Raw genomic sequence first — 15,128 nt, 5'->3', positions numbered from 1 at the left:
TAGGAACTTTCCGCGCCGTGTCACCGGCGCCGACTTTTGAGCCGCCGCTCCTTCCGCCCCGCGGGCAATGCGTCGCTGCCCCGTGGCCGTGTCCGGCGCAGCAAATCGGATCGAAAGGGAGTTCTTGAAATCGCCGGAAGGATTCATAATGGCGCTAATGAGCGCATAAACAGATACTTTCAACACACAAAGGCAAGGGGAAAAAAAGAATGGCTGCAGGCAAACCGAAGATCATCTACACGCTTACCGACGAAGCGCCGCTGCTGGCGACCTATGCGTTTCTGCCGATCATCAAGACCTTCGCCGCACCGGCGGGCGTCGATGTCGTCGGTTGCGACATTTCAGTGGCGGCGCGCGTCCTCGCCGAATTCTCCGACTGCCTGACGGCGGAGCAGAAAGTCCCCGACAACCTCTCCGAACTGGGGCGCCTGACCCATGACCCCGACACCAACATCATCAAGCTGCCCAACATCAGTGCCTCGGTCGCCCAATTGATGACCTGTGTGCGCGAACTGCAGGCCAAGGGCTACAAGATCCCGGACTATCCGGAAGACCCGAAGAGCGACGAGGAAAAGAAGCTCAAGGCCCGCTACGGCAAGTGCATCGGCAGTTCGGTCAACCCGGTGCTGCGCGAGGGCAATTCCGACCGCCGCGCGCCGCGCGCCGTCAAGGAATACGCGCGCAAGAACCCGCATTCGATGGGCGAGTGGAAGCAGTGGTCGCAGACCCATGTCTCTCACATGCACCACGGCGACTTCTACCATGGCGAGAAGTCGATGACGCTCGACCGCGCGCGCGACGTCAGGATGGAACTCGTCACCAGGAGCGGCAAGACCGTCGTGCTCAAGCCCAAGGTCAGCCTGCTGGCCGGCGAAGTGATCGACAGCATGTTCATGAGCAAGAAGGCGCTGTGCGAGTTCTACGAACGCGAGCTGGAGGATTGCCGCCAGGCCGGAGTGCTGTTCTCGCTGCACGTCAAGGCGACCATGATGAAGGTCTCGCACCCCATCGTCTTCGGCCATTGCGTCAAGATCTACTACAAGGAGGCCTTCGAAAAGCACGCCAAGCTGTTCGACGAGCTTGGCATCAATGTCAATAACGGCATGGTCAACCTCTACGACAAGATCAAGACCCTGCCGGATTCGCTGCGCGAAGAGATCGAGCGCGACCTGCACGCCTGCCAGGAACACCGCCCGCGCCTGGCGATGGTGGATTCGGCCAAGGGCATCACCAACTTCCATTCGCCCAACGACATCATCGTCGACGCCTCGATGCCGGCCATGATCCGCGGCGGCGGCAAGATGTGGGGTGCCGACGGCAAGCCCTACGACTGCAAGGCCGTGATGCCGGAATCGACCTTCGCCCGCATCTACCAGGAGATGATCAACTTCTGCAAGTGGCACGGCAACTTCGACCCGAAGACCATGGGCACCGTGCCCAACGTCGGCCTCATGGCACAGCAGGCCGAAGAGTACGGTTCGCACGACAAGACCTTCGAAATCCAGGAGGACGGCGTCGCCAACATCGTCGACCTCGCCACGGGCGAAGTGCTGCTCTCGCAGAACGTCGAGCAGGGCGACATCTTCCGCATGTGCCAGGTCAAGGACGCGGCGATCCGCGACTGGGTCAAGCTCGCCGTCACCCGCTCGCGCCAGTCCGACACGCCGGTGATCTTCTGGCTCGACCCTTACCGCCCGCACGAAAACGAGCTGATCAAGAAGGTCAACACCTACCTCAAGGACCACGACACCTCGGGCCTCTACATCCAGATCATGTCGCAGGTGCGCGCCATGCGCTACACGCTGGAGCGCGCGAGCCGCGGCATGGATACCATCTCGGCCACCGGCAACATCCTGCGCGACTACCTGACCGACCTGTTCCCGATCATGGAGCTCGGCACCAGCGCCAAGATGCTGTCCATCGTGCCGCTGATGGCCGGCGGCGGCATGTACGAAACCGGCGCCGGCGGCTCGGCGCCCAAGCATGTCCAGCAGCTGGTGCAGGAAAACCACCTGCGCTGGGATTCGCTGGGCGAGTTCCTCGCGCTGGCCGTGTCGCTGGAGGACCTCGGCATCAAGACCGGCAACGCCCGGGCGAAGATCCTGGCCACCACGCTGGATGCCGCCACCGGCAAGCTGCTCGACAACCGCAAGGGCCCGTCGACCCGCACCGGCGAACTCGACAATCGCGGCAGCCAGTATTACCTCGCGACCTACTGGGCGCAGGAGCTGGCGGCGCAGACCGGGGACAAGGAGCTGCAGGCGCATTTCGCGCCGCTCGCCAAGACCCTGGCCGAGAACGAGCAGAAGATCGTCGAGGAGCTGAAGGTCGTGCAGGGCAAGGCAGTGGACATCGGCGGCTACTACATGCCGGACGCGAAGAAAACCGAAGCCGTGATGCGTCCGAGCCCGACCCTCAACGCGATATTCGGGGGCGCGCAAGCCTGATCGTGCAGCAAGCGGATCCGCCACGACGGCGGATCCGCATTTTCACCTCCGACAGTTGTCCTCCATGCCCCTGAGAATCGCCATCAACGGCTACGGCCGTATCGGCCGCTGCTTTCTGCGCGCGCTGCGCGAGTCCTCGCTGCGCGATCAACTTTGCATCGTCGCCATCAACGAGCCGGCGGACATCGAAAGCATGGTGTACCTGACCCGCTTCGATTCCACCCACGGCCGCTTTCCGGGCAGCGTGGAACAACGGGGAGGGCATATCTGCATCGACGGCCAGTGCATTCCGGTGTCGCACGCACCGACGCCGGAGGGGGTGGATTGGCGCAGCCTGGGCGTCGACCTGATGGTCGAGGCATCGGGCCGCTATTCGCATCGCCATGAGCTGGAAGCCTTCATCGCCGCCGGCTGCCCGCGCCTGCTGCTGGCGCATCCGGGCCATGGTGCAGGCGATGTCGATCGCACCGTCGTCTTCGGCAGCAACCACGCGTCGCTGGCCGGCGACGAACGCATCGTTTCGGCGGCGTCGTGCACCACCAATGCCGTGGTCCCGGTGCTGGAAATGCTCCATGAGGCCTTCGGCATCGAGCACGCCATGATGACCACGCTGCATTCCGTGATGAACGACCAACCGCCGATCGACGGCTACCACCATTCCGATCCGCGCCGCACGCGCTCGGCCATGCAGTCCATCATTCCCGTCGCCACCGGGTTGGCCCGGGGCGTGGTGCGCCTGCTGCCGCACCTGGCCGACCGCGTCGAGGCCAAGTCGATCCGAGTACCGGTGGCCAACGTTTCGGCGATCGACCTGGTGGCGACGCTGGCACGCGCCGCCACGGTCACGGACATCAATGCCTGCCTGCGGCGCGCCGTCGATGCGGGGCACCCCGGCCAGCTTGCCCATACCGGCGAGGCCCACGCCTCGATCGACTTCAACCACAACCCGCATTCCGCCATCATCGACCTGACGCAGACGCGCATGAGCGGCCGGCAACTGGCGAACCTGTTGATCTGGTTCGACAACGAATGGGGCTTCGCCAACCGCATGGTCGAACTGGCGGCCTTCTGGAACGGACTTCTGCGGCGCTGATTGCCGCCGGTCGGAAGCGGTCTACTGTGACGCGGCGAATTGGGTCACCGGTGACATCGAGCGAAGCGAGCCGATCAGCAACCCCCCGCGAGGGGGGAAGGGGGGCGGGCCGAGTTTGCTCGCCTATGGCAAGGCAAGTGTACGTTTCATGATTTGCGGGTGGCGCTCGAAGGCATGTGTTCCAGGTGGCCCGCGGCCAGGGCCAGGTGATAGACGCGAAGGGCGACCTGCGCATCGTCGGCGGCATACAGCATCTGGCGTTCGTTGAGCCGCGGGTGGGCCCAGTTGGACGTGGTGATGCGCTTGGATTTGCGCATGCGCCGGCCCAGGTAACGGGCGACCGCGGTCTTGGCGCCCATGGCCTGCTTCGGCGTGTCGCCGGGGAGCGCGCGCGACAGGTCGAGCACGGCCTTTGCCTCGATGCCGAGCCGGGCGCTGAGTTGCGCCAGGTCGCTGCCGAGGCCGAATCCCACCTTGAGTATCCGTGTCGATTCGAGGATTTCGCGCAGGCCCTCGCGGTCCAGTCCCGCATTGACGGGAAACAGGTAAACCCGGCGCTCGGTGGCCAACTGCACCAGGTGCGGCCCGGTGGACACCTCGCCCTTGGCGAAGGTCGGCTTGGCTTCCGTGTCGAAGCCGAGCACCGTTTCGGCGAGCAATGCGCGGCAGGCAACGGCCGCCGCCGCGGGCGTATCGACCAGCGTCACGTCGGCGATGTCGATGCCCTGGTAGAGCGGCAATTCGACGACAGGCGGAATCTGCGGGGAAGTATCCACGTATGACTAAGGGTCTTGACGCAGGGAGAGGGACAATGCGGGCGGGAAGTCTATAGGATCATTGGGCCAACTCGGTCTACAATTGCGGTCTCCCTCCTGCATGAGTTCCACGGTATGTCCGAAACTGCTTTCTGCTATCACTGCCGTCAGCACCATCCGAAGACGGAAATGCGCCAGATCGAAACCAAGGCCGGCAAGCGCTGGCGCTGCATCCGCAGCATCGAGGCGACCCGTCAGGGGCAGGCTGCGCGCGAGGCCTACGGCCGCCAGGTGTCCGAGATGAACAAGTCCGAGGCGCAAAGCCGGGCGCGCCTGGCCAAGCCGATCGTCATCTGACGGTCGCGCCCGTTCCGCCCGCATCCATCGATGATGCCGCGCGGGATCGCCCTGCTCCTGCTGGCCGCGCTGGCTGCGTGCGCGCCGCTGCCGCCGGATGGCCGCGCCCAATGGGTGCCTTCGCCCAACTTCGACCAGCGCCGGCCGAATTTCGTCATCCTGCACCAGACCACCAGCGACAACGTCGCCAAGGCCCTCGCCACGCTCACCGATCGGCAGCGCAAGGTAAGCGCCCACTACCTGATCGGCCGTGACGGGACGGTGCTGCAACTGGTCGACGAAGCCGCGCGTGCGTGGCACGCCGGCGACTCGCGCTGGGGCTCCATGACCGACCTCAACTCGGGCTCGATCGGCATCGAACTCGACAACACTGGCGAGGAAGCCTTCGCTGAGCCGCAGATCGCCGCGCTGCTGGTGCTGCTCGGCGAGCTGCGCGAGCGCCACCGGATTCCGGCCGAGAACGTGCTGGCCCACGGCGACGTGGCGCCGACGCGCAAGGTCGATCCGAGCCGTCTGTTCCCCTGGCGCCGCCTGGCGCAAGCGGGCTTCGGCCTCTGGTGCGAGGCGCCGCCGCCGACTGCGCCGGAGGGCTTCGATGCGCTGCTGGGGCTGCGCGCCCTGGGTTATGACATGGTCAATGTACCGGCGGCTCGTGCCGCCTTCCGTCGCCACTTCCTCGCGCAGGACGCCGAGGGCGAACTGGACCCCGCCGCGCAGGGCATGCTGCATTGCTTGCTTAACTCGAAATAACAACAGGCGCACGGGGTGATTTCGAGCGTAGCGAGCAAATGGGGAACCCCCCGAGAGGGGGGCGAAGGGGGGCGGGTGTTAGAAGAAAGGTTCATTTGCATGATGCGGGGCGATGTTTCCCGCATCATGCAAATGAACCAGAAACGCGCCGCACCGCCGCCACCGATCGGCATGGCAAACTGAGCGCGATGAAGACCAGCTACGCGCAGATTCCCGCCTACACCACCAAGGACGGTTCCGAGATCCGCGAACTGATGCATCCCGCGCAACATGGCAATCGCCTGCAAAGCCTGGCCGAAGCCACGGTCGAGCCGGGTTGCCGCACGGTCTTGCACCGCCATGCGCGGACCGAGGAGCTGTACCACGTCACCTCGGGCAGCGGCCTGATGACCCTGGGCGCGGAGCGCATGGAAGTCGGCGCTGGCGACACGGTGCTGATCGCGCCGGGCACGCCGCATTGCATCGAGGCGCTGGGCGCCGAGCCCTTGCGCATCCTCTGCTGTTGTGCGCCGCCGTATTCGCACGAGGACACGGAACTGCTGGAGGCGCGGGAACCGCCGGCGTGAAAGTTATGTCTCCGGCAATGCCGGAGACGGTATCCCCTGCGGACGGCGCCCGCACTACGGCGACTCAGCGCGCGGCTTTGCCCAGTCCCAGCTTGAGCGGCACCTCGTGGTCCGCGCCGGCGACCATCTCAACCGCCCCCACCGTGACGCGCTCGACCGGCGCCCTGGCTTCCCTGAGCACCGCCAGCGTCGCCTCGCCGCGCGCCTGCGCCAGTTGCTGCAGGCGTTCGTCGACGATGGCTTCCTTCTCGCGCAGGCGCTGGTAGAGCACGGCGTGGAAGTCGGCGCCCTTGAGCGCGCCGACTTCGCCCTCGTTCAACTGGCGCGGCGGACGAACCAGGCCGGTGAGGCGCGACATCATCTTGCCGGTCAGGTTTTCTTCGAGCTGCCCGGGGTTGGCATCGCGGAAGCCTTGCTTCAGGCCGGCCAGTTCGGCGGCACCGAAGCGGTCGCCGAACAGGGTTTCCAGCGCCGCCTGGATCGCCGGCGCGCGCGTCGAGATCGGTCCGGGGTCGCCTTGCGCGTCGATCTTCTGCCCGCTTTTTTCCAGTAGCGCGCGGCGCAGTTGCAGGTCCTGCAGGGCGACGCGGTCGGCGGCGTTCCAGGTGCCGCCGATAGTCAGGGCCAGCGCCGGCCGCTTGTTCAGCGCGCCCGCCAGCTTCACCAGCTTTTCGCGCTCGGGCGGCGTCAGGCGTCGCGCGCCGGCTTCGAAGGCGATGCTGTCGAGCTTCTCGTCGCCGCCGCCGAACAGGGCACCCAGCGCGCGGAAGGGCGCGGTGACGATCTTGCTCAGGACGTTGCCGATTACCTTCCAGACCAGCGCTCCGTAACTGAACTGCGGATCGTCGAGGCTGCCGGTGATCGGCAGGCCGAGGTCGATGCGGCCGTCGGAATCCTCCAGCAGGGCGATCGCCAGGTCCAGCGGCAGGTCCTTGGCGGTTGGGCTGTCGACGCGTTCGCCGAGCACCAGCTTGTCGATCACCACCGTGTTCTCGCTTTGCAGCTGGCGCTTCCGGATGTTGTATTCGAGGTCGAGCGAGAGCTTGCCGGAATCGATGCGGCGCCCGGCGAAGGTGGCCGAGTAGGGTGTCAGGCGCGTCATTTCGAGGTTGCGGAAAATCAGCTTGATTTCGGTGAAGCCGGTCGGATCGAAGGGATCGACCTGGCCCACCGCGCGCGCCAGGCCGTAGTCATCCACTTGTCCGTCGAGTTCGAGCTGGCCCGCGGCGCCGGGTTGCGACGACAGCCCGGCGACCGAGCCGCGCAGCTTGTGGATGCGCGTGCCGAAGGGGAACAGCAGCGACTCGTCGGCGAACTCGAGCTCGCCGTCGCGGAAGCGCAGGCGGTCGATGTTCACCAGGAAGGCCGGTGCGGGCTTCGCGTCCGGTGCCGCAGCGGGTGCAGGTGCGGAAGTCGGCGCCGCACGGGGGCTTCCTTCGGTCGCGGGCGCCACGGCGGGCGGGGCGGCAGCATCGGCCTTGGCTTCGGGCGCCGCGGGGGGCGGCGCCTCCGTCTTGCGCAGGATGCGCTGGAAATTGGTGGATTTGTCCCTGGCGATCAGCAACTGCGTATCGAGCCCGTCGAGCATCAGCTCGCCTATCTGCAATTTCTGCGGCGTCGCTTCCAGTTGTTTGCTGCCGAGGTATTTCCAGGCGAGGAAAACCTTGTCGCTGCCCGCTTCGTTGAGCCGCAGTTCGCTGACGCCGAAGCCTCCCTTGTAACTGCCGGCCCTGACGTCGTGTTGCAGCTTGCCGGCGGCGCTGATGCGGCCAGCGGCGAGATCCAGCGCCGCGTACTTGCCGATGAAGGGCTGCGCCGGCTTCAGCGCCAGGTCGTCGAGTTTCAGTTGCAGGTCGATCGCCGCCGTCGCCGGCAGCAACTTGCCTTCCAGCGCAAGCCGCCCGCCGCTGGCGACGCGCAGGCCGGCCTTGAGCGGCAGCGGGCGGTCGAGATTTTCGCTGACGCCCGAGGTCTCGGCCGCGATGTCCTCGAGCCCGACCTGCCACGCCGGCGTCATCGATTTGTCATGGAAGGCGAGGCCGAAGCCGGACAGCGCGATGCGCTCGACCGCGTAGCGCCAGGGCGCCGCCGCGGGCTCCGAGGCGGGCTTGGTTGCGGCCGGTCTTGCGGCGGCGGCATCGGGTCCCAGTGCCTGCAGCGCTGCGACGAGGTCGATCGCACCGGCGCCGTCGCGGCGCAGCGCGATGCGGCCGTTGCGCAGGCTCACGGCGCCGACTTCGGCCGCGCGCTGCGCCAGATCGATGCGCGTTGCGGCCACGCTCAGTTCGGGCAGCGCGATCCGCTTCGCGCGCTCCTTGCCGGCGCCCGATTCGAGGCTGATGTCCTTGAGCGCCAGCGACCGGAAGGCCAACCGCTGCGTGGCGAGGTCGAAGCGGCCGCCGTCCAGGGTCAGCCCGCCGAGGCCGATGGCCGGCGCTCCGGTGGCCCTGGGCTTGCGCAGGACGAGGTCGGCGAGTTCGACCGTAAAGGGATCGAGTGCCAGCGCGAGCTTGCCGTCGGCATGGCCGAGGCGGTAATCGAAGGCGAGGCCGGCGATGCCCTCGGGCGGGGCGAATCCCAGCTCCGGCGGCAGGCGTTGGGCCAGCAACGGGGCGAGCTTGCCGAGATCGACGCCACGCAGGCTGAGCTGGCCGCTCGAGCCGAGCGGATTCAGCGTCGCGGTGCCCTTCCATTCGAGTTGGGCGCCAAAGGCGGTGTGCGCCGACAGCTTGAATTGCCCGCTGTCGTCGGGCCTGGTGGAAATGCTCTCGAGTTCGAGGTCGAAGGCGTCGACGCGGCTGACGAAGGCCGGCGTGCTGCGCTGGTCGGCGATGTCGGCCTGAGCGCCGCTCAAGACCAGGTGGTTGATGTCGATGCGCGGCGGCGCATCGGGCTTCTTTTCGTCCTTGCCGGCGAAGGCGGCCAGCAGCCGGCTCCAGTTCATAGGCGCCTGGGCGTCGTTGCGCAGGACCAGGTTGACGGCGAGGCCGTCTATCTTCAATTCGTCGATGACGATGCCACGCGTGGTGATGCTGGCGCCCGAAAGGTCGATGAAGAGCTCGCGGAACGCCAGCAGCGGTGCGCCTTCCGGGTCCGCCAGCTTGAGTTCGCGCAGGCGCAGGCTCAGCGCCAGGGGGTTGATCTCGGGCTTGGCCAGCGCCAGCGCGTGGCCGCTTTTCTCGGCGACGAGCTTCTGCGCCTGCGACTGCAGGATGCCCGGCAGCGCCAGCCAGGCGAAACCGAGCAGGAGGACGACAACGCCGCCCAGGACCAGGGCGGCTTGGCCAACGCGGCGCATCGACACCTTCACGGCTTCCAGTACCGCCTTGCGTCAGCGCCTAGCGCGAAGGCGGGCGCGGGTCGAAGAGGGCGCGTACTTTGCGCCAGGCCTGCCAGCCCAAGTAGGCGCGGCGTCCCCAGCTCCAGACGCGGCGGGGTTTGGCCACCAGCAAGGCGACCGTGGTGGCGACGACGACCTGCGGATGGGCTCGCAGCCAGTATCCGGCGTCGACCGCGAGATCGCCGACCGCCAAGGTCGGCCGCAAGCCTGCGGCGTGGCGCCCGAAATCGACGCGCAGGGTTTCGCCCTTGATCTGCAGGCGCTGCTTCTTCAGTGCCAGTTCGAGCTCGGCGGGACTCATCGCGGTCCTGCGGATTCGCCCTGCGTCAGCGCTTCGCGGTCCTTTGCCAGTTCCGCGAGGCTGGCCTTGAACAGCGCCGACCCTGCCCTGGCGTAATTCATTGCCATCAGCAGGGTGGCGATGCCGGCGCCGAGGAAGAGCGCGCTGAAGACGCCCAGCGCCAACAGGCGCTGGCTGTCCCACAACAACACGGTCAGGAACACCGCGAGGAACACCAGTCCCGCGCTGAGGCAGATCAGGGCGATCGCGCCGTAGGTGGCCAGCGACAGCAGGCGCAGCCGTTCCTCGGCGAGTTCGACGCCAAGCAGCCCGAGGCGGTTCTGCACCAGCGCCAGCGAGGTGCCGCACAGCCCTTTCAGCGATGCGAACAGACCCGCCCGGGAGGCTTCGCCGCCGGGGGCGCCTTCGCTCATGGGATCAGCGGCGGCCGATCAGCAGGCCGGCGATGAAGCCGATGCCGGCGGCAACTCCCACGGAACGCCAGGGGTTGTCATGCACGTAGTCGTCGGCGGCGCGGCCGACCAGCTTGGCCTTGTCCACCACGGCCGTCTCGGCTTCGGCCAGCTTGATCTTGGCGGTGGCGAGGCGGTCGGCGGTGCGGGCGCGGATTTCGGCGATCTTCTCGCCGGCCTGGCCGGCCGTGGCGCGCAGCAGTTCCTCGCTGTCGGCGATGACCAGCTTGACGTCGGCAATCAGTTTGTCCTTGGTGACTTCGCTCATGTCGCTCATGTGATTCTCCTGGAAAGGATCGAAAGAATGGGTTAAAAGTTGAAGGCTACCGATTTTGTCGCGGCGCTGCAATGATCCAGGTCACACCATGTCGAATTCGTAATCGACGGTCAGCGGCGCGTGATCGGAAAAGCGCTGCTCCTTGTACACGCCGGCCCGGCGGGCCGTCGCGGCCAGGCCGGGCGTGGCGATCTGGTAGTCGATGCGCCACCCGACGTTTTTGGCCCAGGCCTGGCCACGGTTCGACCACCATGTATAGGCCTCGCCGGCGGCCTCGGGCTGCAGTTTGCGATGGACGTCCACCCAGCCCAGGTCGTCGAACACGGAGGTCAGCCAGGCGCGTTCCTCGGGCAGGAATCCGGAGTTCTTCTGGTTCGACTTCCAGTTCTTCAGGTCGATTTCGCGGTGCGCTATGTTCCAGTCGCCGCACAGGACGACCTCCCGCCCCGACTTCCGGGCGTCGCGCGCCAGGCTTTCCAGTTGCGGCCGGAACCGGTCGAGGAAACGGAACTTGGCTTGCTGGCGTTCGTCCGAACTGGATCCGGAGGGCAGGTAGAGCGAGACCACAGAGAGCTTGCCGAAATCGGCCTGCAGGTAGCGCCCCTCGGCATCGAACTCCGCATTGCCGAAGCCTTCGATGACGCGGTCCGGCGCCCGCCGGAAGTAGATGCCGACTCCGCTGTAGCCCCTCTTTTCCGCGGCGTGGAAGCAGGCGCGGTAGCCGGGCGGTTCGCGCAATGCCGGCCTCAGGTCGGCCAGTTGCGCCTTCAGTTCCTGGACGCAGACGATGTCGGCCCGCTGCGTCGCCAGCCATTCGAAAACGCCCTTGCCGGCGGCGGAACGGATACCATTCAGATTCAGACTGAGTATTCGGAGCATGTGCCCGTGGATGTAGAATGCGCGCGATGAATGCGAACGCCGACCGTGTCGCGGCCAACGACCTGAGCCGCGAGTTTATCGCCTTCGCCTGCGAGCTGGGCGTGTTGCGCTTTGGCGAGTTCAAGACCAAGGCCGGGCGCTTGAGCCCCTACTTTTTCAATGCCGGCCTGTTCTCCGATGGCGCGTCACTGGCGCGGCTCGCCGGGTTTTATGCACAGCGCATCCTCGCTGCCGGCATCGACTTCGATGTCCTGTTCGGGCCGGCCTACAAGGGTATCCCGCTGGCCGCTGGCGCCGCCATGGCGCTTGCCGGCCTTGGCCGCAACCTGCCCTACGTGTACAACCGCAAGGAAGCCAAGGACCACGGCGAAGGCGGCACGCTGGTCGGCGCGCCGCTGCAGGGTCGCGTGCTGATCATCGACGACGTGATTTCCGCCGGCACCTCGGTGCGCGAGTCGGTGGAGCTGATACGCGCGGCGGGTGCCACGCCGGCCGCCGTGCTGATCGCCCTGGATCGCCAGGAACGCGGCCAGGGCGAGCTTTCGGCGGTACAGGAAGTCGAACGGAATTACGGGATTCCAGTCATCAGCGTTGCGAGTTTGACCGATTTGATCGATTATCTGTCCGGCCATCCGGAACTTGAAAGCAATCTTGCCGCCGTGCGTGACTACCGCCTTCGTTACGGGATCGACTGATGCCCAAGAACACCTCTCCAGGGAGAACCCCCATGCGCCTGATTTCCACCTTGCTGTTTGCCTCAACCACGATCCTGGCGATGGGTGCTTCGGCCCAGATGCGGATTTTTTGTTGCGACGATGCCAGCGGCCGCAAGGTCTGCGGCGACTTCCTGCCCGAGGCCTGCCAGGGGCGCGCCTACGAGGAGCGCGACAACCGCGGCTTCGTGGCGAAGACAGTCGAGGCGCCGCTGACGCCGGAACAGCAGGCGCGCCGCGAGGCCGAGAGGTTGAAGAAGGAGGCGGATGCGAAGAAGGCCGCCGAGGAGCGGCGCCGCTCGCTGGCGCTGCTTTCGACCTATTCCAGCGAAAAGGACATCATTTCCGCGCGTGACCGCTCGCTGGCGGAGATCGAAAAGAACAGGAAGGAATCCGAGGCGCGGCTCGGCGAAGCCAACAAGCGCAAGAAGAAGATCGACGCCGACAAGGAGTTCTACAAGGGCAAGGCCCTGCCGGAGGATGTCAAGGCTCAGGTGCGCGACAACGAGAAGGAAATCGCCGCCCAGCAGGCAGCGATAGCGGCCAAGGTCAAGGAGGCCGAGGAGGTGCGGGCCAAGTTCGCCGAGGAGCGCAAACGCTACCTGGAGCTGACCGGCAAGAAGGCGCTTGAACCGGAAGCGTCGGCCCCGGCGATTCCGCGGACCGTGATCCCGGCCGGAGTCACCGCGCCACCCGCGCCCGCGGCGGCGCCCGCTCCGGCCGCGGCGCCGGCGGCTGACAAGCCCGCCAGCGACAAGCCTGCCGGAAAGAACTGATCAAGCGCCGAGTTTCCTGCGCAGCAGGTCGGTGACCTGCTGCGGGTTGGCCTTGCCCCGGGTTGCCTTCATGGCCTGGCCGACCAGCGCGTTGAAGGCCTTTTCCTTGCCGGCACGGAACTCGTCCACCGATTTTTGATTGGCGGCGAGAACCTCGTCGACCAGCGCCTCGATCGCGCCGGTATCAGTGATCTGCTTCAGGCCCTGCTTTTCGATGATTTCGTCGGCGCTGCTGCCGTCGCCGTTCCACAGCGCCTCGAATACCTTCTTGGCGATGTTGTTGGAAATCGTGTTGTCGGCGATGCGCTGGACCAGCCCCGCCAGTTGCGCGGCCGAGATTGGTGAGTTGGCGACGTCGATGTCGTTCTTGTTCAGGCGCGCCGCGAGTTCGCCCATGATCCAGTTGGCGACGGCCTTGCCGTTGGCGGCACCTGCGACAGCAACGGCGGCCACGTAGTAATCGGCCATCGCGCGCGAGGCGGTGAGTATCGCCGCGTCGTAGGCCGAGAGCCCGTATTCCGCCTGGAAGCGCGCCTGCATGGCCTGCGGCAGTTCCGGCAGCCCGGCCTTCACTTGCGCGATCCAGTCAGCGCCGATTTCCAGCGGCAGCAGGTCGGGATCGGGAAAGTAGCGGTAGTCGTGGGCGTCTTCCTTGCTGCGCATGGCGCGGGTTTCGCCGCTGTCGGGGTCGAAAAGCACCGTGGCCTGGCGGATGGCGCGGCCTTCGCTGATTTCGTTGATCTGCCACTGCACCTCGAAGTCGATCGCCTGCTGCATGAAGCGGAAGGAGTTGAGGTTCTTGATCTCGCGCCGCGTGCCCAGCGGCTCGCCGGGACGGCGCACCGAGACGTTGGCGTCGCAGCGGAAGCTGCCTTCCTGCATGTTGCCGTCGCAGATGCCGATCCACTGCACCAGCGAATGCAGGGCGCGGGCGTAGGCCACGGCTTCGGCGCTGGAGCGCATGTCGGGTTCGGTGACGATTTCCAGTAGCGGCGTGCCGGCGCGGTTGAGGTCGATGCCGGTGCGGCCGTGGAAGTCTTCGTGCAGCGACTTGCCGGCATCCTCTTCGAGGTGGGCGCGGGTCAGGCGCACGAATTTTTCCTGCTCACCCACGCGGATCGCCAATCCACCGCCCTGCACCACCGGAATCTCGAACTGGCTGATCTGGTAGCCCTTGGGCAGGTCGGGGTAGAAATAGTTCTTGCGCGCGAACACCGAGCGCGGCGCGATGCTGGCGCCGACGGCGAGGCCGAACTTGATGGCGCAGACCACGGCCTCGCCGTTGAGCACCGGCAGCACGCCGGGCAGGGCGATGTCCACGGCATTGGCCTGGACGTTCGGTTCGGCGCCGAAGGCGATGCTGCTGCCGGAGAAAATCTTCGACTTCGTTTGCAACTGGGCATGGGTTTCCAGCCCGATGACGACTTCCCACTGGCTCATTTCAATTCCTCCGGCATACGAACATGCCAGTCGCTAGCCTTCTGGTACTGGTGCGCGGCCTGCAGCATTTTTGCTTCGCCGAACCAGCTGCCGATGATCTGCAGTCCGACCGGCATCGGGTTTGCCAAATGCGTGGCGCCGAAGCCACAGGGAATCGACATGCCGGGCAGGCCGGCGAGGTTGGTGGAAATCGTGTAGATGTCGGAGAGGTACATCTGCACCGGGTCGGCGCTCTTGGCGCCGAAGGCGAAGGCCACCGAAGGCGAGGTCGGGCCCATGATCACGTCGCAGCTTTCGAAGGCTTTTTGAAAGTCGGCGGCGATCAGACGGCGAATCTTCTGCGCCTTGAGGTAGTAGGCGTCGTAATAGCCATGCGAGAGCACGTAGGTGCCGATCAGGATACGGCGCTTGACCTCGGCACCGAAGCCCTGGGCGCGCGACTTCGAATACATGTCGTTGAGGTCGCCGTATTCGGGGGCGCGGTAGCCGTAGCGCACGCCGTCGAAGCGCGAGAGGTTGGAGCTGGCCTCGGCCGGTGCGATCACGTAATAGGCCGGCACCGACAGGCCGGAGTTGGGCAGGCTGACCTCTACCGTGGTCGCGCCGAGCTTGCGGTATTCGGCCAGGGCCGCTTCAACCGCCGCACGCACGTCGGCATCCATGCCCTCGCCGAAGAATTCCCTGGGCAGGCCGATGCGCAGGCCGGCCAAGGGCTTCTCCAGGTCGCGGGCGTAGTCTTCGGCGGGACGCTCGAGCGAGGTCGAGTCGCGCGCATCGAAGCCGGCCATGGCGTTGAGCAGCATTGCGCAGTCCTCGGCTGACTTGGCCATCGGCCCGGCCTGGTCGAGGCTGGAGGCAAAGGCGATCATGCCGTAGCGGCTGACCACGCCATAGGTGGGTTTGAGGCCGGTGAGGCCGCAAAGGGCCGCCGGCTGGCGGATCGAGCCGCCGGTGTCCGAGCCGGTGGCCGCCGGCGTCAGGC

15 protein-coding genes are annotated in these 15,128 nt (G+C 66.3%); 7 read left to right on the top strand and 8 right to left on the bottom strand.

Annotated features, from left to right (window positions below; translation table 11 throughout):
- Window positions 1-209: 209 nt before the first annotated feature.
- Together J0M27_RS02185 and J0M27_RS02180 are read left to right on the top strand one after the other, a co-directional pair.
- Window positions 210-2,447, top strand: a complete 2,238-nt coding sequence (locus J0M27_RS02185; protein WP_294987017.1) for an NADP-dependent isocitrate dehydrogenase — start codon at window positions 210-212, stop codon at window positions 2,445-2,447.
- Window positions 2,448-2,511: 64 nt separating this feature from the next.
- Window positions 2,512-3,540, top strand: a complete 1,029-nt coding sequence (locus J0M27_RS02180) for a glyceraldehyde 3-phosphate dehydrogenase NAD-binding domain-containing protein (protein WP_294987014.1) — start codon at window positions 2,512-2,514, stop codon at window positions 3,538-3,540.
- A 146-nt stretch (window positions 3,541-3,686) separates the two neighbouring features.
- Here J0M27_RS02180 and J0M27_RS02175 read toward each other — a convergent pair whose 3' ends face one another.
- A complete protein-coding gene (locus J0M27_RS02175) occupies window positions 3,687-4,316 on the bottom strand; it encodes a 3'-5' exonuclease (RefSeq protein WP_294987011.1) in 630 nt (209 codons plus the stop codon).
- A gap of 168 nt (window positions 4,317-4,484) precedes the next feature.
- Here J0M27_RS02175 and J0M27_RS02170 point away from each other — a divergent pair, with 168 nt between their 5' ends.
- The 3 genes from J0M27_RS02170 (at window position 4,485) to J0M27_RS02160 (ending at window position 5,968) form a co-directional block, all read left to right on the top strand.
- Window positions 4,485-4,652 (top strand): hypothetical protein, encoded by a 168-nt coding sequence (locus J0M27_RS02170; RefSeq protein WP_294987009.1) that lies wholly within the window; start codon window positions 4,485-4,487, stop codon window positions 4,650-4,652.
- A 30-nt stretch (window positions 4,653-4,682) separates the two neighbouring features.
- On the top strand, window positions 4,683-5,402 hold the full coding sequence (locus J0M27_RS02165; RefSeq protein ID WP_294987007.1) for an N-acetylmuramoyl-L-alanine amidase: 720 nt from the start codon (window positions 4,683-4,685) through the stop codon (window positions 5,400-5,402).
- A 188-nt stretch (window positions 5,403-5,590) separates the two neighbouring features.
- On the top strand, window positions 5,591-5,968 hold the full coding sequence (locus J0M27_RS02160) for a cupin domain-containing protein (RefSeq protein WP_294987004.1): 378 nt from the start codon (window positions 5,591-5,593) through the stop codon (window positions 5,966-5,968).
- Between the two features lie 64 nt (window positions 5,969-6,032).
- On the opposite strand, the gene J0M27_RS02155 is transcribed toward J0M27_RS02160, so the two are convergent.
- From J0M27_RS02155 to J0M27_RS02135, 5 genes are all read right to left on the bottom strand, one after another.
- Complete coding sequence (locus J0M27_RS02155; protein WP_294987002.1) at window positions 6,033-9,266, bottom strand: DUF748 domain-containing protein; 3,234 nt, start codon at window positions 9,264-9,266, stop codon at window positions 6,033-6,035.
- A 40-nt stretch (window positions 9,267-9,306) separates the two neighbouring features.
- On the bottom strand, window positions 9,307-9,609 hold the full coding sequence (locus tag J0M27_RS02150) for a YqjK-like family protein (RefSeq protein ID WP_294987000.1): 303 nt from the start codon (window positions 9,607-9,609) through the stop codon (window positions 9,307-9,309).
- Complete coding sequence (locus J0M27_RS02145; RefSeq protein ID WP_294986997.1) at window positions 9,606-10,022, bottom strand: phage holin family protein; 417 nt, start codon at window positions 10,020-10,022, stop codon at window positions 9,606-9,608. The genes J0M27_RS02150 and J0M27_RS02145 overlap by 4 nt, the downstream gene beginning before the upstream one ends.
- A gap of 4 nt (window positions 10,023-10,026) precedes the next feature.
- A complete protein-coding gene (locus tag J0M27_RS02140; RefSeq protein WP_294986994.1) occupies window positions 10,027-10,338 on the bottom strand; it encodes a DUF883 family protein in 312 nt (103 codons plus the stop codon).
- An 81-nt stretch (window positions 10,339-10,419) separates the two neighbouring features.
- Entirely contained in the window at window positions 10,420-11,217 is a 798-nt protein-coding gene (locus tag J0M27_RS02135; protein ID WP_294986991.1) for an exodeoxyribonuclease III, read from the bottom strand.
- A gap of 17 nt (window positions 11,218-11,234) precedes the next feature.
- On the opposite strand from J0M27_RS02135, the gene pyrE reads away from it, so the two are divergent.
- Window positions 11,235-11,912: an orotate phosphoribosyltransferase gene (pyrE, locus tag J0M27_RS02130; RefSeq protein ID WP_294986988.1), complete on the top strand. Its 678-nt coding sequence runs from the start codon at window positions 11,235-11,237 to the stop codon at window positions 11,910-11,912.
- Between the two features lie 32 nt (window positions 11,913-11,944).
- Entirely contained in the window at window positions 11,945-12,706 is a 762-nt protein-coding gene (locus tag J0M27_RS02125; RefSeq protein WP_294986985.1) for a hypothetical protein, read from the top strand.
- On the opposite strand, the gene gatB is transcribed toward J0M27_RS02125, so the two are convergent.
- Window positions 12,707-14,146 carry an Asp-tRNA(Asn)/Glu-tRNA(Gln) amidotransferase subunit GatB gene (gene gatB / locus J0M27_RS02120; protein ID WP_294986982.1) on the bottom strand — a complete coding sequence of 480 codons (1,440 nt, stop codon included), beginning with the start codon at window positions 14,144-14,146 and terminating at the stop codon, window positions 12,707-12,709.
- Window positions 14,143-15,128, bottom strand: a 986-nt coding sequence (locus J0M27_RS02115) for an amidase family protein (RefSeq protein ID WP_294986980.1), incomplete at its 5' end; no start/stop codon positions are given. The genes J0M27_RS02115 and gatB, both read right to left, overlap by 4 nt.

The sequence above is a fragment of the Sulfuritalea sp. genome, assembly GCF_017302275.1.
Lineage (GTDB): Bacteria > Pseudomonadota > Gammaproteobacteria > Burkholderiales > Rhodocyclaceae > Sulfuritalea.
This window is presented reverse-complemented; position numbering and strand designations above follow the sequence as displayed.